Origin of the sequence: Catellatospora sp. NPDC049133 (genome assembly GCF_040648455.1) — a bacterium.
In the GTDB taxonomy this organism is placed as follows: domain Bacteria; phylum Actinomycetota; class Actinomycetes; order Mycobacteriales; family Micromonosporaceae; genus Catellatospora; species Catellatospora aurea.
On record NZ_JBEZDT010000032.1, the window covers coordinates 1 to 16,927 of the forward strand.

Sequence of the window (16,927 nt, forward strand, 5' to 3'; positions counted from 1 at the left end):
CACGGCCACGATCGCCCGGCTCGGCGACCGGGTGCGCACCTGGACCACGCTCAACGAGCCGTGGTGCTCGGCGTTCCTCGGCTACGGCAGCGGCGACCACGCCCCGGGCCGCCAGGACCCGGCCGCCGCGCTGTCGGCGGTGCACCACCTGATGCTCGGACACGGGCTGTCGGTGCAGGCGCTGCGGGCGGGCGGGGCCCGCGAGGTGTCGCTGACGCTCAACCTGGCCTGCGTACGCCCGGACGACCCGGACGATCCGCACGACCTCGCCGCGGTGCGGCACATCGACGGCCTGCACAACCGGATCTTCCTGGACCCGACCCTGCGCGGCGGCTATCCGCAGGACATGCGGGCGTTGTTCGCCCGCTTCGGCGTCGACCGGCAGATCCTGGCCGGTGACGAGGACGTGATCGCGTCACCGATCGACCTGCTGGGGGTCAACTTCTACCAGCCGTCGCGGGTGCGGGCCGGGGTCGGCGTCGACTGCGGCCCGGCCAACCCGGGCAGCGAGGGCTGCGAGTACGTGCAGCAGGACCTGCCGGTCACCGCGATGGGCTGGCCCGTGGACGCGACCGCGCTGTACGAGCTGCTGATGCGGCTGGCCACGGACTACCCCGGCACCCCGATGATGATCACCGAGAACGGCGCGGCCTACCACGACGTGCTCGACGGGGACCGGGTCGCCGACACCGACCGCATCGGGTTCCTCGACGGCCACCTGCGGGCCGTGCACGCGGCGCTGTCCGAGGGAGCCGACATGCGTGGATATCTTGCATGGTCGCTGTTGGACAATTACGAGTGGGCATACGGCTACGACAAACGATTCGGCATCGTGCATGTCGACTACGACACCCAGCGGCGCACTCCGAAGGACAGTGCCCGCTGGTTTGCCGGCGTCATCGGGCGCAACGGGCTCGTTTGATGTCGGTGGGGGCCGGGCGCGCCGCACGTGGAAAGGCGGCGCGCCCGGGTTACCCCACCCCGTGAACTCACGCCGGGGAGCCGAGCGGGGCTCCCCGGCGTGCCACACCCACACCCACGGCTGCCGCCGCCCCCCCCCGCAACTCTTGAAGACTTGGGCCCTCCCGCGCGTGCGATGGGCGCAAGTCTTCAAGAGTTGCGGCAGGAGGTCGGGCCGGTCAGACCGGCCAGAGGCGGACGCGGTCCGCGCCGTCGGCGACCGCGACGGTGTGCCCGTCGGGGCTGACGGCGACGCCGGAGACCGCGCCCATCCGGCCGTCCGCGTCGCGGATCCAGCCGGGCAGCAGCGCGGCCTGCGCGTGGTCGGACAGCCGCCACAACCGCACCGTGCCGTCCCAGCCGCCGCTGGCGACGGTCGCACCGTCGGCGCTGTACGCCACCGCGTGCACCACCCCGTCGTGCCCGGACAGCACGTACGGCGCCGCTCCGCCCGCGACGTCCCAGATCCGCACCGTGCCGTCGTCGCCCCCGCTGGCCAGCAGCCGACCGCCCGGGGCGAACGCCAGATCCTGCACCGCGCCGTCGTGCCCGGTCAGCGACGCGGTGAGCTTGCCGGTGGACACCTGCCACAGCCGGATCACGCCATCCTTGCCCGCCGAGGCCAGGGTGGTCCCGTCGGGGCTGAACGCGACCGCGCCCACCCACTCGCTGTGCCCGGTCAGCACGGCGACGGTGCGGTTGCCGCCGACGCTCCACAGCCGGATCACGCCGTTGTGGCCCGCCCCGGCGAGCAGCGTGCCGTCGGGGCTGAAGGCCAGGTCCATGGGGATGCGCGCGTGCCCGGTCAGGGTGCCGGCCGGCGTGCCGGTGGTGGTGTCCCACAGCCGCACGCCGCCCTCGACCGGCGTCGCCAGCCGCTTGCCGTCGGGGCTGAACACCAGATGGGAGATCGGCTCGAAATCGCGCACCGGCATGCTGGCGACGGTCGCGCCGGTGGCGGTGTCGAACACGTGCAGCGCCCCGAAGCCGCCCACGGCATACCGGGCGCCGTCCGGGCTGAACGCCACCGTGGTGGCCAGGCCGCCGACGACCACGCAGCGTACGGGCGCGGCGCAGCTCGGAGCGGGATCGGGCGCGGCCAGCGGCAACCCGCACGCCGCGGGGAGCGTGAGGGCAAGCAGGAGCGCCGCGGCCCGCGCCGCCCCGGGCACGTTGCGGTACGCCGTCATGCCCCACACGGTAGGCCCGTCGGCGGCCCGGGATAAGCGCCGATCGGACTACCACGGGCAACCGTCCGTGCGGGACGGACCACCTGCCGCCCCTGCCGGAGGTTCACCAGGCCGGCCGCGTGCGGTATGCGGCCGGCTGTTAACAGAACGGCCGGTCGGGGTCAGCGGTGCGCGGGCTCGGTGACGGGCACCGGGTTCAGTGGCTGCGCGCCGTACAGCTCGTCGAGGGCCTCTTCGGCGTCGGGATCCCCGGTGGTGGCCCGGCGGCGCGGCCCGGCCAGCGACGCCGCGGCCCCGAGCAGGCCCATCACGATGGCCAGCCAGAACACGATGACCAGGCCGTCGTGGAACGGTCCCGAGATCAGGTCGGGGAAGAACTGGCGGTCGGTCAGCGCGGCCGCGTTCGCCGCGGGCAGCGCGCCGAGCACCTGCGGGCCGAGCAGCTCCTGGATCGGGTTGTAGCCCAGGAACGCGGCGAACAGGGTGCCGACCGGTGGGAGCTGCGACACGGCGTGCGCGGCCCCGGCCGGCACCCCCTGGGCGGTGAGCCCGGCGTCCAGCGCCGTCGGCAGCGAGCGGGCCAGCCCGGCGACCATCAGCGAGAAGAACACGCCGATCGACAGCACCATGCCCGCGTTCTGGAAGGTGGCCCGCATGCCCGAGGCGACGCCGCGCAGGTGCGCCGGGACGCTGGACATGATCAGCGAGGTGTTCGGCGCGGAGAACAGGCCGCCGCCGAAGCCGTTGAGGAACACCAGCGCGGCGAACACGCCGTAGTGGAAGTCGGTCGGCACCAGCAGCAGCGCGGCGAACGACGCCGACATCAGCAGCAGTCCGCCCGCCGCGAACCGCCGGGGCCCGAAGCGGTCCGACAGCGCCCCGGACAGCGGCCCGGCGGCCAGGAAACCGATGGTCAACGGCAGCAGGTAGATGCCCGCCCACAGCGGCGTCGCCTCGTAGTCGTAGCCGTGCAGCGGCAGCCAGATGCCCTGCAGCCAGATGATCAGCATGAACTGCAGGCCGCCGCGGGCGATCGAGCCCAGCAGGCTGGCCACGTTGCCGCCGGTGAACGCCGCGATCCGGAACAGGTGCAGCGGGAACATCGGCTCGGCGACCCGGGTCTCGATGAGGCCGAACAGCGCCAGCAGCGCCACGCCGCCGGTCAGCCCGGCGATGATCCACGGGTTGGTCCAGCCCATGGGGTGGCCGCCGTACGGCTGGATGCCGTACGTGATCGCCGCCAGCAGCATGGTCAGGCCCGCGGCGAAGGTGACGTTGCCCCACCAGTCGATGCGGCCGGGGCGGCGCTCGCCGTTGTCGCGCAGCGACCGGTACGCCCACACGGTGCCGACCGCCGCGATCGGCACGTTGACCCAGAAGATCGAGCGCCAGTTCCACTCCGCCAGCAGGCCGCCCAGCACCAGGCCGACGAACGAGCCCGCGATGGCGGCCACCACGTTGATGCCCAGCGCCGTGCCGCGCTGGCGGGCCGGGAACGCGTCGGTGATGATCGCGGCGGAGTTCGCCATCAGCATCGCGCCGCCGACGGCCTGCACCACCCGCCAGCCGATCAGCCAGAGCGCGCCCGCGCCGCCGGTGAACGGGTCGAGGGCGAGGACCACCGAGGTGACCGCGAAGATCGCGAAGCCGAGGTTGTAGATGCGCACGCGGCCGTAGATGTCGCCGAGCCTGCCCAGGGTCACCACGAGCACGGCCGTCACCAGCATGTAGCCCATCAGCATCCACAGCAGGTAGCCGACGTTGCCCGGTTGCAGCGGGTTGAGTCCCACGCCGTTGAAGATCGCCGGAAGCGAGATCAGCACGATCGACGAGTTGATCGTCGCGATCAGCATGCCGAGCGTGGTGTTGGACAGGGCGACCCACTTGTAGCGGGATTCGGGGCTGTTCATGAGGCGCGCCTTCGGCTGTCGGAGCGGGTGGTGCGGGGTACGCGGTGGTGCTCGGACGACATCGGCCGGCGGGTCCGTCGGTGGTACCGGGTCGTGCGGTGGTTCTCGGGGTCGCCGGGTCGGCGGTGACCGGGGCAGTCGTGGTCGGGGTCAGGTCGTGGCCGCGTGGTCGGCGAGGCGGCCGAGCGCGGGCAGCGCCGCCTCGATCGCGGCGCGGTCGGCGGGGTCGAGCTGGGACAGCAGCGCGGCGACGCGCTCGGCGCGGACGTCGCGGCGGTGGCGGAGCAGGTCGCGTCCAGCCTGGGTGATCTCCACGAGGACGACGCGGCGGTCGGCCGGGTCGGCGGTGCGGGCGGCGAGCGCGTCGCGTTCCAGCCGGGTGACGATCTGGGTCATCGCGGGCTGGGTGACGCCCTCGCGTACCGCGAGTTCGGTGAGCCGCTGCGGCCCCTCGCGCTCCAGGGTGGCCATGGTGGCGGCGGCGCTGAGGCTGATGCCAGGCGGGCTGAGCCGCCGCAGGGCGGCGAACAGGCGCTGGACGGTCAGGGCCAGGTCATGCCGAGCGGTGTCCGCGGACAGCGGAGCCGGTGTCGTAGCCACCTCGCCAACATATCACGCACTTATAGAAGTTGCTTATGCAACCCGCCCCGACCGCGCCGACCCGCTCCGCGGCGGCGCGTCGGCGGCACACCCCGCCCGCCGCGCGACCTCAGCAGCCCGAAGCCTCCGACCGCCACCGCGGCCAGTGCCGCCAGCAGTGCCGCGAGCTGCCCGAACGGCGGGCTGTCCACGGCCGGGTCAGCTGCGGCCGCCGTCGCGTCCGGGTCCGCCGGCACCGCACAGGGAACCGTCTGCGGCACCCCGTCGACGGCGACCCGCACCCGCGCCGTGCAGTACCCGACCCCCGGTGCCGCAACGTCCACGGTCACCGTCCACTCGCCGGCGGCCAGCGCGCCCGGCAGCGGCAGGGTCGCCGGGTCGTGGGGCAGCGGCCGCAGGGCCGTGACCGGCACCGTCGCGCCCGCGTCGCTGCTCGCCGACAGCATCGCCAGTCCGGGTTGGTCGACGGGATGGCCGTCGTCCCAGGCCAGGGTGAGCCACAGCGAGCCACGCCCGTCGTGATGCAGCGTGGGCTGCACACCCCGGTGCGCTCCGGCCGGGCTCGCATACCCGAGCACCAGCCCCATGGCGGCCACCCCGGCGGCCACCGCCGCGACAGGGCCACGCCACCCGACCAGGCGGCGCTGCCCGACCCGCCTGCGAATCCTCACCCGCATCCTCCCTGCTCAGAACCCCCGAGTGGTAAGGAAGGGCACCCTGCGCACCAACAGCGTCAAGAAGGTGCCCTTCCTTTCAGTCAGGCGGTGACTTTGACTTCGAGGAGGCCTACGGAGCCTTGGCCGCTGTTGAGGACGACGCGTAGGCGGGTGGTGCTGACGGAGGTGAAGGTGACGCGGTTGTACTGGTGGAGGGCCACGGGATAGCCGCCGGCGCCGGGGACGGCGACGTAGGCGGAGCCGTTCCAGTACTGGAGGGTCCAGGAGGCGGGCAGGCGTACGCCGCCGTTGTCGTCGAAGAAGTAGACGTCGGCGACGCGTACCGTCTGGGCCGTGGACCAGGTCAGTTGCGCCCATTGCTGGCCGGTGTTGGGCCAGGTGCCCCAGCGGCGGTTGACGGTGTCGTTGGAGGACGGCGGGTCGATGCCGTCGTTGATCGCCAGGACGCTCTCCCATGAAGAGGTGTAGGAGGCGCTCGGTGTCGCGGACAGGGCCAGGTTGGTGACCGGCGGCGGGGTCGTGCCGCCGCCCTTGATCAGGAACAGGTTGTCGGCGACGTTGTAGTACGTCGCCAGGTAACTGCCCGCGGGCGGGTTCGTGTGGTAGTAGTCGTCGTGATTGCAGTCCAGCCGCTGGTCCAGCGCCTGGCTGGGGCACGAGTAGCGCAGCACCACGTTCGGGCCGTCCTTGTAGCACATGACGTCGTACTCGTCGACGCAGTGCGCGGCGCCGGAGGCGTTGGGGGCGTTGTTGTTCACCGCGCCGAGCGTGTGCCCGAGTTCGTGCGCGGCGACCCCGGCGGTCCAGCAGCCGTTGTCGGCGCGGGCGTACTCCGGACCGGTGTTGGACCGGTTGGCGTCGCTCTTGCGGGTGTCCCCGGCGAAGCCGCCGATGCCGCAGTAGATGTTCGCGTCGACGAACTGCAGATACTTGCGGTCGGTGCGGGCGTAGCCGGCGGCCTTGACGGCGTTGAGCAGCGGGGCCCAGTCGTCGGCGTTGAGCGCCGAGTCCGGGATCTGCACGTCGCGCACGACCGGGCGGCACGCGCCGTTGACGCTCTCGGTGACGTAACGGACGTGCCGCTCGCCGCCGGTGGCCTTGGCGCTCTCGTTGAAGATGACGTCGACCTGCTCGGCGAGCTGCCGGAACGTCTCCAGGTACTGGCTGTAGCGGCTGGTGCTGCCGCGTACGTACAGCACCTCGACGCGGCGGCCGGAGGTGCCGTCGCCCTCGCAGACCGCCAGCGCGGACGGCGCGGCCGTGGCGGCCCGTGCGGCGAGCGGGGCCACGGAGCGGGTGACCGACAGCCCGGCCGGAGCCGGGTCGGGGCCGTGGGTGCACATCGTCGAGGTGATGCCGACGATGCGGTACATGCCGGCGCACGCGCCGGTGCGCTCGGCGGTGAGTCCGGTGTAGACCATGCCGGCGGCCTGGACGGACGGGGCGGCGCCGTCCTGCGCGCCGACCGGGGCGGCCGAGGCGGGGGCGGCGGCGCTGAGGGCCAGCAGGGTCACCACGATGACCGGCCATCGGCGGCGGGGTGGGGAGGGGTGCATCGGCGTCCTTTCGGCGAGCGCGTCCGGGCGACGCGCGTCGGCGGAAACGGGAAGCGGGCACGGTGAAACCGTCACCGTGCGTGTGGAGCGCGGCAGGCGGTGAGCTGCCACCGAATGATCGACCGAGGACGATCTAAAACGCTTTCGGTCTATTCAGGCAGAGGGTCTGATCGATGTCAACGGCATGCATACAGGCAAATTCGGCCATGCCGCATCACCTGCGACCGCAACGCTTTCGGAATGTGCCGAAATCATTTCGGCGACTGTCGATGTCCTCTGGTGCCCCGAGTGAACACGGAGAGTGATGTCACTGCACGGGGTCGCCGCTGAAGCGCCGCCCGCGCTCGCGCATGGCGTCCACCACCCGGTCCACGCCGGGGCTCGGCGGGGCGGGCGTGCGGCCCGGGGCGCGCAGCCCGTCGAGGGTGTACGCGAGCTGCCGCCGCCACGCGTCCGGTGCCGCCTCGGCGGTGCGCTCGATCAGCCCGGCGTTGGCCATCAGGATCAGCACCACGTCCTCGTGCCGGAACTCCGGGCGCAGCTCGCCGGCCGCCTGCGCGCGCTCGATGAGCCGCTGTAGTCCCTGGTACGCCCGGTCGTGCAGCGCGTCGAGCCCCGGCACGCCGGACACGGCGGCGGTGAGCAGGTCGGACGTCGCCCGGCACCGCGACTGCACGCCGCACAGGTAGACCAGGTGGTCGTGGAACGCGGTCCAGGCGTCCGGCTGGTGCGCGGCGTGCTCGGCGGCCAGCACGATCTCGTCGAGCGTCTCGGCGTACACGGCGGAGATCAGGTCCCGGCGGGTGGGGAAGTGCCGGTAGAGCGTGGCGTTGCCCAGCGCGGCCCGGCGCGCGATCTCGTCGAGCGGGGCGTCCAGCCCGCGCTCGCTGAACACGGCCAGCGCCGCCTCGATCAGCCGGCGGCGGTTGCGCTCGGCGTCGGCGCGGGGGGCGTGGGTGGCCATGTGTTCAGCATAGCGAAGTGGGGATCGGTCCCCGGTTGTGCTACGGTCGGGATCAACCGGGGAGTTGTCCCCGTTTCGTGAAGACCCTTCGCGGCCTGGGCGATCGTGCCCAGCGCCGCCATGCAGTGTGGGAGAGAACATGTCGACAGTGATCAGTGGAGCCACCGGGCAGCTCGGTCGGCTCGTGGTCGCGGCACTGCTGGACCGGGGCGTGCCGGCCGGGCAGATCGTGGCCGGGGCGCGCGACGAGAGCCGGCTCGCCGACCTGGCCGCGCGCGGCGTACGCGTCGCCCGCTTCGACTACGACGACCCGGCGAGCCTGTCGGCGGCGCTGACCGAGGGGGACACCCTGCTGCTGGTCTCGGGCAGTGAGGTCGGCCGCCGGGTCGCCCAGCACCAGGCCGTGATCGACGCGGCGAAGGCCGCCGGGGTGGCCCGGCTGGCGTACACCAGCGTGCTGAACGCGGCCGACTCCCCGCTCCCGGTCGCCCCCGACCATGTCGCGACCGAGCAGGCCATCCGCGCCTCGGGCCTGCCGTTCACCCTGCTGCGCAACGGCTGGTACACCGAGAACTACGCGCCCGCCCTGGTCCAGGCGCGTGCCGCGGGCGTGGTGCTGTCCAGTGCCGGCGACGGCCGGGTCGCCAGCGCGACGCGCGCCGACTACGCCGCCGCCACCGCCGCGGCGCTCACCGGCGAGGGCCACGAGAACGCGGTCTACGAGCTGTCCGGCGACCACGCCTGGGATTTCGACGAGCTGGCCGCCGCGTTCGCGACCGTGCTCGGCCGCGACGTGGTCTACCGGCGCGTCTCGTCCGAGGAGCACCTGAACCTGCTCACCGAGGCGGGCCTGGACGCGGGCACGGCCGGCTTCCTGGTGGCTGTGGACGCCGACATCCGCGACGGCGCGCTCGCCACGACCACCGGCGAACTGTCCCGCCTGGCCGGCCGCCCGACCACCCCGCTGGTGGACGCTCTGCGCCCGCTCGCCTGACCGCCCCCGCCCGGCCAGGAACGAAGTGCGCCTCCGCCGGCGTTGTGCTCGGCGGAGGCGTTCTTCCGCATCGTGGGACGGCGCTCACGATCGTCGGACTTGCCCGGCAGGTGGGCGAAAAACGGATCAAGATACGCCCAGGTGCCCGGCAAGTCGGATGATCGAGGGCGAACGGCCGTCAGCGTCCCGCAGACCGGGACGCGAGCGGTGCCGTGATCGCGGCGGCGGGGGGCGGACGGTAAACTTCGTGTTCAGGTCGAGAGGCGCTGCAACGGGCACAGCCCGCCACGCTCGGCTGGATCCACCGTTGCAAGGGCGCCTCCGAGAGTTCTTTCGGAGGTGTTCGCGTTGAGCCGGTCTTCTTCCCCCGCCACCCGCGTGCAGGAGCTGCGCAAGCTGCTCGACGAGCGGATCGTGGTGCTCGACGGCGCGTGGGGCACCATGCTGCAGGGCGCCCGGCTGACCCCCGAGGACTACCGCGGCGACCGCTTCGGCGACCACCCGCACGACGTCACCGGCAACCCGGACGTGCTCATCCTGACCCGGCCCGACCTGATCCTCGACGTGCACCGGCGCTACCTCGCCGCGGGCGCGGACATCACCTCCACGAACACGTTCACCGCGACCGGCATCGCGCAGGCCGACTACGGCCTGCAGGCGTACGCGCGCGAGATGAACCTGCGCGGCGCGCAGCTGGCCCGGCAGGCCGCCGACGAGTTCGGCGGGCGCTTCGTCGCCGGCTCGGTCGGCCCGCTCAACGTCACCCTGTCGCTTTCCCCGCGGGTGGACGACCCGTCCTACCGGACCGTCTCCTACGACCAGGTCTTCGACACGTACGCCGAGCAGATCTCCGGGCTGGCCGAGGGCGGTGTCGACATCCTGCTCATCGAGACGATCTTCGACACGCTCAACGCCAAGGCCGCCATCGCCGCCGCCCGTGAAGTCGCGCCCGAGCTGCCGCTGTGGATCTCGGTGACCATCGTCGACCTGTCCGGCCGCACCCTGTCCGGGCAGACCGTCGAGGCGTTCTGGCGTTCGATCGAGCGGGCGAATCCGCTGGCCGTCGGCGTGAACTGCTCGCTGGGCGCCACCGAGATGCGCCCGCACGTGCAGGAGCTGTCCCGCCTCGCCGGGGTCTACGTCGCCAGCCACCCCAACGCGGGGCTGCCCAACGCGTTCGGCGGCTACGACCAGACGCCGGAGGAGACCGGCGCGCTGCTGGGCGAGTTCGCGACGTCCGGCCTGATCAACATCGCGGGCGGCTGCTGCGGCACCACGCCCGACCACATCGCGCAGGTCGCGGCGGCCGTCAAGGGCCTGCCGCCGCGCGAGGTGCCGCAGGTGCCGAAGGCGACCCGGTTCAGCGGCCTGGAGCCGTTCGCGATCGGCCCCGACACCGGCTTCGTCATGATCGGCGAGCGCACCAACGTGACCGGCTCGGCGAAGTTCCGCCGCCTCATCGAGGCCGGCGACCACCAGGGCGCGGTGGACGTGGCGCTGGACCAGGTGCGCGGCGGGGCCAACCTGCTCGACGTGAACATGGACGCCGACCTGCTCGACAGCGAGCTGGCGATGACCACGTTCCTCAACCTGATCGCGACCGAGCCCGAGGTGGCCCGCATCCCGATCATGGTGGACAGCTCGAAGTGGTCGGTGCTCGAAGCCGGCCTCAAGTGCGTGCAGGGCAAGGGCGTGGTCAACTCGATCAGCCTCAAGGAGGGCGAGGAGGTCTTCCTCGACCACGCCCGGCGCATCCAGGGCTACGGCGCGGGCGTCGTCGTGATGGCCTTCGACGAGCAGGGCCAGGCCGACACCGTCGAGCGCAAGGTCGAGATCTGCGGGCGGGCGTACGACCTGCTGACGCAGAAGGCGGGCTTCGCCGCCGAGGACATCGTCTTCGACCCGAACGTGCTGGCCGTGGCCACCGGCATCGCCGAGCACAACGGCTACGCCAAGGCGTTCATCGACGCGCTGCCGCTGATCAAGGCGCGCTGCCCGGGGGCGCGGACCAGCGGCGGCATCTCGAACCTGTCGTTCTCGTTCCGCGGCAACGACGTCGTCCGCGAGGCGATGCACTCGGCGTTCCTGCTGCACGCCGTGCGCGCCGGGCTCGACATGGGCATCGTCAACGCCGGACAGCTCGCCGTGTACGAGGACATCCCCGTCGAGCTGCGCGACCTCGTCGAGGACGTGCTCTTCGACCGCCGCCCCGACGCCACCGACCGGCTCGTCGCGTACGCGGGCACCGTCAGCGGCGAGGCGACCAAGCGCGTCGCCGACCTGTCGTGGCGGGAGGCCCCGGTCGCGCAGCGGCTGTCGCACGCGCTGGTGCACGGCATCGTGGACTTCATCGAGCAGGACACCGAGGAGGCCCGCCAGGAGGCGGACCGGCCGCTCGAAGTCATCGAGGGCCCGCTGATGGACGGCATGAAGGTCGTCGGCGACCTGTTCGGCGCGGGCAAGATGTTCCTGCCGCAGGTGGTCAAGAGCGCCCGGGTGATGAAGCGCGCGGTGGCCTACCTGGAGCCGTACATGGAGGCCGAGAAGGAGCAGGCCCGCCGCGAAGGCAGGGCCGAGGCCCAGCGCGGGCAGGGCAAGGTCGTGCTCGCCACGGTCAAGGGCGACGTGCACGACATCGGCAAGAACATCGTCGGCGTGGTGCTGGGCTGCAACAACTACGAGGTCGTCGACCTCGGCGTGATGGTGCCCGCGGCGAAGATCCTCGACACGGCGGTCGCCGAGGGCGCGGACGTGATCGGCCTGTCCGGGCTGATCACCCCGTCGCTGGACGAGATGGTCTCCGTCGCGCAGGAGATGCAGCGCCGCGGCCTCAAGCTGCCGCTGCTGATCGGCGGGGCCACCACGTCCCGGCAGCACACGGCGGTGCGCATCGCCCCGGCGTACGAGTCGGCGACCGTGCACGTGCTCGACGCCTCCCGCGTCGTCGGCGTCGTGTCGCAGCTGCTCGACCCCGCGAAGGCCGAGGAGCTGGCCGAGCACAACCGCACCGAGCAGGCCCGGCTGCGCGACGAGCACGCCAACAAGACCCGCCAGCCGCTGCTGACCCTCGAGCAGGCCCGCGCCAACGCCGAGCGGCCCGACTTCACCGAGCTGCCCGTGCCCGCCTTCACCGGCCTGCGCGAGGTCACGCCCAGCCTGGCCGAGCTGCGCACGATGATCGACTGGCAGTTCCTGTTCCTGGCCTGGGAGCTCAAGGGCAAGTACCCGGCGATCCTGGAGCGGCCGCAGGCCCGGGAGCTGTTCGACGACGCCAACACGATGCTCGACCAGATCATCGCGGACGGCTCGCTGCGCGCCCAGGGCGTGTACGGCTTCTGGCCCGCCCACGCCGACGGCGACGACATCGTCATCGAGGGCGAGGCCCGGATGCCGATGCTGCGCCAGCAGACCGTCAAGCCCGCCGGGCGGCCCAACCGCTGCCTGGCCGACTACCTGGCCCCGGCCGGCGACCACATCGGCGGGTTCGCCGTCGCCATCCACGGCGCGGACGAGCTTGCGGCGAAGTACGAGGCCGAGCACGACGACTATCGGGCCATCATGGTCAAGGCGCTCGCCGACCGGCTCGCCGAGGCGTTCGCCGAGCACCTGCACCTGCAGGCGCGGCGCGACTGGTACGAGCCGGACGCCGACCCGGCCATCGAGGACCTGCACGCCGAGCGCTTCCGCGGCATCCGGCCCGCGTTCGGCTACCCGGCCACGCCCGACCACACCCTCAAGCGGGAGCTGTTCGACCTGCTCGGCGCGGAGAAGATCGGCATGGGCCTGACCGAGTCGTACGCGATGACCCCGGCGGCGGCCGTCAGCGGCCTGATGCTGGCGCACCCGGACTCGCGCTACTTCACCGTCGGCCGCATCGGCCGCGACCAGCTCGAAGACTACGCCGGCCGCCGCGACGCCGACCTCGCCGACGCCGAACGCTGGCTCCGACCCAACCTGACCTGACCGCCCCGCCGACCCCGCCCCGCGGTCCGCATCACGTGGACCGCGGGGCGGCGCACGCCGCAAGATCGCTCGACTTGCCTGGCACCTGTGGGTATTCGCGCTCAAGATACGCACAGGTGCCAGGCAAGTCGGACGATCAAGGCGCGGCCGCGCACCGGACGGCCGCTGCGGTAAGGAGTCCGGGCGACCACGAAGATAATCAGGCACATGTATCGATCGCGCCATCGGGTGTGCGGTCGACATTGACGACTGTGCAGCTATTCTGCTTCCGGACGTGCCGCCTCCATACTCCTTACAGGAGCACCGACAGCCAACCGTGCCGGTCGGTGACGCCGCCGTAGGTGTCGTCGCCCGCACGTGAGCAGTGACCGATCAGGACAGCCCGACGGCGGTGGGGGCGCGTCATGAAGGACAGGCGGCAGGCAGCGGGAAAACGGGCGGCGCTGGCCGCCCTCCTCACAGCGGTGGCGCTCGTGCTGGGCGGGTGCGGCGCGCCGGAGTTCGAGTACGTCAAGAACGCCGACGACGGCGTCTACTTCAAGGTCCCCCACGGCTGGCAGCGCATCGAGCACGAGGCGATGGACTGGATGCTGTCCGGGGAGGACCCCGACTCGGTGGCCGCGGCGGCGCGGCGGGAGCGGATCTGGTCGGTCGGCTACGACGCCTCGATCGTCCCGCAGCCGCTGCACCTGTTCCTCGGCACCGGCGACGAGCCCTTCGTGTACGCGATGGTGCGCCGGCTGTCCGAGAACGAGATCAACGCGGTGTCCCTGAACGGGGCCCGTGACCTGCTGCTGCCGGTCACCGACTCGGCCCGCGCGGACAACGCGCAGAACCCGGTGTTCCAGGGCTTCGAGCTGGTCTCCGACGAGATCCTGCCGACCGAGGGCTCGGTGCGCGGGGTGCGTTCGGTCTTCAACTACAGCCCCGGCGGCGGCGGGCTGCAGACGTTCGACCAGACCGTCTACGTCGACGACGCCGGGCGGCGGCTGTACCAGTTCATCGTGCGCTGCTCGGCCTCGTGTTACCGCGCACGGGCGGCGGAACTCGACGTGCTGGTGCAGTCCTTCACGGTCAGGAGCGTGGCATGAGCGAGCGAGCCATGGGCGACGTGTCTGCCGAGCCGGTCGAGGGCCTGCGCCCGCCGGGTGAGCCCGCACGGGTCGAGGAGCGTCCCAAGCGCAAGAAGCTGCCGTTCTGGGACCGGATCAAGTTCCTGTTCCTGTTCGCCGTCGCCTGGCTGGTGCTGGTGTGGGCGGAGATGGCCGACTTCCCGGGCGGCATGCCGTTCGTGGAGGCGACCCGCATCCACCTGGCCGAGTCGCGCTGGCTGCTGATCCTGGCCGGGCTGGAACTGCTGCGCCAGCTGCATTTCCTGGTCAGCGAGCACTGGGCCGGATACCACCGGTTCTGGAGCCACCGGGTGTTCGGCGGCTTCGAGCGCTTCTCCCGGCGGAGGCTGTCCGACTGGACCAGGTTCCGGCTGGCCCGCATCCTCAAGTGGATCTTCTGGATCGTCGTGTTCGCCTTCGTCGCCGGCGCGGTGCTGGACACCTCGCCGGTGCTGGCGCTGTTCCAGGCCCCGGCGATCCTGTGGGCGCTGATGCCCTTCGTCGTGCAGATGGTGTTCATCCTGTTCATCGTCGTGATGCAGTTCGTCGCCATCTTCTGGTTCCTGTCCCGGGGCGGCGTCGAGGTGTACTACCCCGACGACATCAAGACCCGGTTCACCGACGTCTGGGGCCAGGACCACGTGCTGGCGCGGGTACGGGAGAACATCGTCTTCCTCGAGCAGCCCGACGCGATCGAGGCCAAGGGCGGCTACGTGCCGTCCGGCCTGCTGCTGTGGGGTCCGCCGGGCACCGGCAAGACGCTGATGGCCGAGGCCGTCGCGGGGGAGACCGGCAAGCCGTACGTGTTCGTCGACCCCGGCGCGTTCACCAACATGTTCATGGGCGTCGGCATTCTCAAGGTGAAGTCGCTGTTCCGCAAGCTGCGCAAGCTGGCGCTGCGTTACGGCGGCGTGATCGTCTTCTTCGACGAGGCCGACTCGCTCGGCAGCCGCGGCCAGCTCGCCCAGGGCGGCCCGGGCTTCCCGCGCGGCATGACCCCGGCGTTCACCACCGGCCCCGGCTGTCACGGCTTCGGCTGGCTGTCCCCGGAGACGCAGTGGCGGCTGGCCAGGAACGCCGCGGCCGAACCGGCTCCGGCTCCGGTGCGGCGCAACCGGTTCGTGATGGGTGCGGGCATGAACAACGGCGGGGGTATGGGTACCCTGCAGGCCCTGCTCACCGAGCTGTCCGGGCTGAAGAAGCCGCGCGGCTTCGTCAACCGGTACGTGCGCCGGGTGCTGGGCATGCGCCCGAAGCCGCCGCCGCGATACCGCATCCTGGTGATGATGGCGACCAACCTGCCGGAGGCGCTCGACGAGGCGCTGCTGCGGCCGGGGCGCATCGACCGCATCTACAAGGTCGGCTATCCGAGCAAGGCCGGCCGGGTCCGCACCTACGAGGGCTACCTGGGCAAGGTGCGCCACGAGCTGACCGCCGCCGAGATCGACAAGCTGGCGACGATCACTCCGTACGCCACCGGCGCGACCATCAAGGACCTGATCAACGAGGCCCTGATCACCGCGATCCGGGACGGGCGCGAGGTCATCGCCTGGCGCGACGTGATGCGGGCCAAGCAGCTCAAGGAACTCGGGCCGCCCGAGGACGTCGAGTACATCGAGCGGGAGCGGCACGCCGTCGCGGTGCACGAGGCCTGCCACGCCGTGATCGCGTACCGCACCCGGCACCACATGGAGATCGACATCGCGACCATCGAGAAGGGCAGCGACTACCTCGGCATGGTCGCCAGCATCCCGCCCGAGGACCAGTTCACCCGGTGGCGCACCGAGTACGAGTCCGACATCTGCGTGTCGCTGGCCTCGCTGGCGGGCGAGCGCATGTTCTTCGGCGGGGACAGCTCGTCCGGCGTCTCCGGGGACCTGGAGTCGGCGACGACGGTCGCGTCGTTCATGGAGGGCTTCTGGGGCATGGGCGGCACCGTGTCGTCGTACTCGACCGCCAAGCGACTGGAGGTCGGCGCACCCGGCGGCGGGCAGGGCGGCCGGCGCAAGAAGGGCCAGGACACCGAGGCCGAGGTGCGCCACGCGCTGGCCGACCGGATCGAGGACATGCTCGGCGACCTGCTGGCCCGTACGGCGGACCTGCTCGCCCAGCACCGCCGCGACGTGCTCGCCCTGGCCCACGCGCTGGAGACACACAAGACGCTCACCGGCGACGACGTGGTCGCGGTGCTCGAAGGACGGTCGGGCCCGGTCGTCGACGGCACCCTCTACCGATCCGAGGAGTTCCTCGCCGAGCTGGACAGATACCACGAAGCCGCGGCTGCGGCCCACCTCGGCCACAGCAGGCTGACCATGGCACTGCCCGCGGCGGCCGTCCCGGCGGAGCCGGTCCCCGCCGCCGTCGCGGTCGCCGTGGCGGAGCCGACTGCCTGGCCGGCTCCTGAGCCTGCCGTGCCCCCGGCCGACCCGGCCGCGGGGCAGGCTGACTGATGGAGCCGGCCGGCTCGGTCAGCCAGCCGTGGCCCCGTCGCGGGCGCAGGCCCGCCCGCAGCGGGGCTGGGGTCAGCCACCCGGGCAGGTGTTGCGCCCACCGCTGACCGACACGCACCCGGTCCACGCCGGCACGGGTTCGGGCCGGGCGTCCTCCGGCCGGGTCAGCGGCGTACGCAGCCCGATGGTGGCCAGCGCGAGCACCGCCGTTGCGACGGCCAGGGCGGCTGCGCGGCGTGGTCTGCGGCGCATCCGCCACACGGCGAGCGCGCCGCAGACCTGTATCCCGAGCAGCATGTTCAGGGCGACGACAGTGCCGACGTGGAACTGAAGCCGCTCGTCCCACGACACGAATCGCACCCTGCCGTTCGCGGCGGCCGACCCGACGAGGATGAGCAGCGCCGTGCCGAGCCAGCCGAGCACCAGGAAGAACCGCAGCAAGGGGTACCAGCCCTCGTCGATCGGCTCGGCAGGTGGCGGGGCTGGTTGCGGACTGGCAGTGATCATCCGGACAGTGTCGTACGCGTGCGCTCCTTTCGCTGTCCCCGGCC

General features: G+C 72.1%; 12 protein-coding genes and 1 riboswitch. Of the genes, 5 read left to right on the top strand and 7 right to left on the bottom strand.

Going from position 1 to position 16,927, the window contains the following annotated elements:
- The coding region (locus AB0B35_RS30630) for a family 1 glycosylhydrolase (RefSeq protein ID WP_361051851.1) at window positions 1-922 on the top strand (922 nt) is incomplete at its 5' end.
- Window positions 923-1,139: 217 nt separating this feature from the next.
- Here the strand turns inward: AB0B35_RS30630 and AB0B35_RS30635 are convergent.
- The 6 genes from AB0B35_RS30635 to AB0B35_RS30660 all read right to left on the bottom strand — a co-directional run bounded on the left by AB0B35_RS30635 (window position 1,140) and on the right by AB0B35_RS30660 (window position 7,857).
- Complete coding sequence (locus AB0B35_RS30635) at window positions 1,140-2,150, bottom strand: WD40 repeat domain-containing protein (RefSeq protein WP_361051854.1); 1,011 nt, start codon at window positions 2,148-2,150, stop codon at window positions 1,140-1,142.
- A 161-nt stretch (window positions 2,151-2,311) separates the two neighbouring features.
- Window positions 2,312-4,060 (bottom strand): MFS transporter, encoded by a 1,749-nt coding sequence (locus AB0B35_RS30640; RefSeq protein ID WP_361051857.1) that lies wholly within the window; start codon window positions 4,058-4,060, stop codon window positions 2,312-2,314.
- Window positions 4,061-4,210: 150 nt separating this feature from the next.
- Window positions 4,211-4,660, bottom strand: a complete 450-nt coding sequence (locus tag AB0B35_RS30645; protein ID WP_361051860.1) for a MarR family transcriptional regulator — start codon at window positions 4,658-4,660, stop codon at window positions 4,211-4,213.
- Between the two features lie 20 nt (window positions 4,661-4,680).
- Window positions 4,681-5,331, bottom strand: coding sequence for a hypothetical protein (locus tag AB0B35_RS30650; protein WP_361051863.1), 651 nt, complete (start codon window positions 5,329-5,331; stop codon window positions 4,681-4,683).
- A gap of 86 nt (window positions 5,332-5,417) precedes the next feature.
- Window positions 5,418-6,893, bottom strand: a complete 1,476-nt coding sequence (locus AB0B35_RS30655; protein WP_361051866.1) for a hypothetical protein — start codon at window positions 6,891-6,893, stop codon at window positions 5,418-5,420.
- 307 nt (window positions 6,894-7,200) lie between these two features.
- The gene (locus AB0B35_RS30660; RefSeq protein WP_361051869.1) at window positions 7,201-7,857 is read right to left on the bottom strand and encodes a helix-turn-helix domain-containing protein; all 657 of its coding nucleotides are present in this window, start codon (window positions 7,855-7,857) and stop codon (window positions 7,201-7,203) included.
- 139 nt (window positions 7,858-7,996) lie between these two features.
- Here AB0B35_RS30660 and AB0B35_RS30665 point away from each other — a divergent pair, with 139 nt between their 5' ends.
- The 4 genes from AB0B35_RS30665 to AB0B35_RS30680 all read left to right on the top strand — a co-directional run bounded on the left by AB0B35_RS30665 (window position 7,997) and on the right by AB0B35_RS30680 (window position 16,376).
- Entirely contained in the window at window positions 7,997-8,851 is an 855-nt protein-coding gene (locus tag AB0B35_RS30665) for an SDR family oxidoreductase (RefSeq protein ID WP_361051872.1), read from the top strand.
- Between the two features lie 252 nt (window positions 8,852-9,103).
- Window positions 9,104-9,179, top strand: a riboswitch (S-adenosyl-L-homocysteine riboswitch).
- A gap of 20 nt (window positions 9,180-9,199) precedes the next feature.
- Entirely contained in the window at window positions 9,200-12,814 is a 3,615-nt protein-coding gene (gene metH / locus AB0B35_RS30670; protein ID WP_361051875.1) for a methionine synthase, read from the top strand.
- Window positions 12,815-13,218: 404 nt separating this feature from the next.
- Window positions 13,219-13,905: a hypothetical protein gene (locus AB0B35_RS30675; protein WP_361051878.1), complete on the top strand. Its 687-nt coding sequence runs from the start codon at window positions 13,219-13,221 to the stop codon at window positions 13,903-13,905.
- Window positions 13,902-16,376: an AAA family ATPase gene (locus tag AB0B35_RS30680; protein WP_361051881.1), complete on the top strand. Its 2,475-nt coding sequence runs from the start codon at window positions 13,902-13,904 to the stop codon at window positions 16,374-16,376. Before AB0B35_RS30675 ends, AB0B35_RS30680 begins: the two co-directional genes overlap by 4 nt.
- Before the next feature lie 72 nt (window positions 16,377-16,448).
- Here AB0B35_RS30680 and AB0B35_RS30685 read toward each other — a convergent pair whose 3' ends face one another.
- Window positions 16,449-16,883, bottom strand: a complete 435-nt coding sequence (locus tag AB0B35_RS30685; protein WP_361051884.1) for a hypothetical protein — start codon at window positions 16,881-16,883, stop codon at window positions 16,449-16,451.
- Between the last annotated feature and the right edge of the window lie 44 nt (window positions 16,884-16,927).

Bases quoted from the DNA above. Each gene is read 5' to 3' on its own strand.
- AB0B35_RS30655 (WP_361051866.1), bottom strand. From the start codon at position 6,893: ATGCACCCCTCCCCACCCCGCCGCCGATGGCCGGTCATCGTGGTGACC.
- AB0B35_RS30640 (WP_361051857.1), bottom strand. From the start codon at position 4,060: ATGAACAGCCCCGAATCCCGCTACAAGTGGGTCGCCCTGTCCAACACC.
- AB0B35_RS30660 (WP_361051869.1), bottom strand. From the start codon at position 7,857: ATGGCCACCCACGCCCCCCGCGCCGACGCCGAGCGCAACCGCCGCCGG.
- AB0B35_RS30685 (WP_361051884.1), bottom strand. From the start codon at position 16,883: ATGATCACTGCCAGTCCGCAACCAGCCCCGCCACCTGCCGAGCCGATC.
- AB0B35_RS30675 (WP_361051878.1), top strand. From the start codon at position 13,219: ATGAAGGACAGGCGGCAGGCAGCGGGAAAACGGGCGGCGCTGGCCGCC.
- AB0B35_RS30665 (WP_361051872.1), top strand. From the start codon at position 7,997: ATGTCGACAGTGATCAGTGGAGCCACCGGGCAGCTCGGTCGGCTCGTG.
- AB0B35_RS30635 (WP_361051854.1), bottom strand. From the start codon at position 2,150: ATGACGGCGTACCGCAACGTGCCCGGGGCGGCGCGGGCCGCGGCGCTC.
- AB0B35_RS30680 (WP_361051881.1), top strand. From the start codon at position 13,902: ATGAGCGAGCGAGCCATGGGCGACGTGTCTGCCGAGCCGGTCGAGGGC.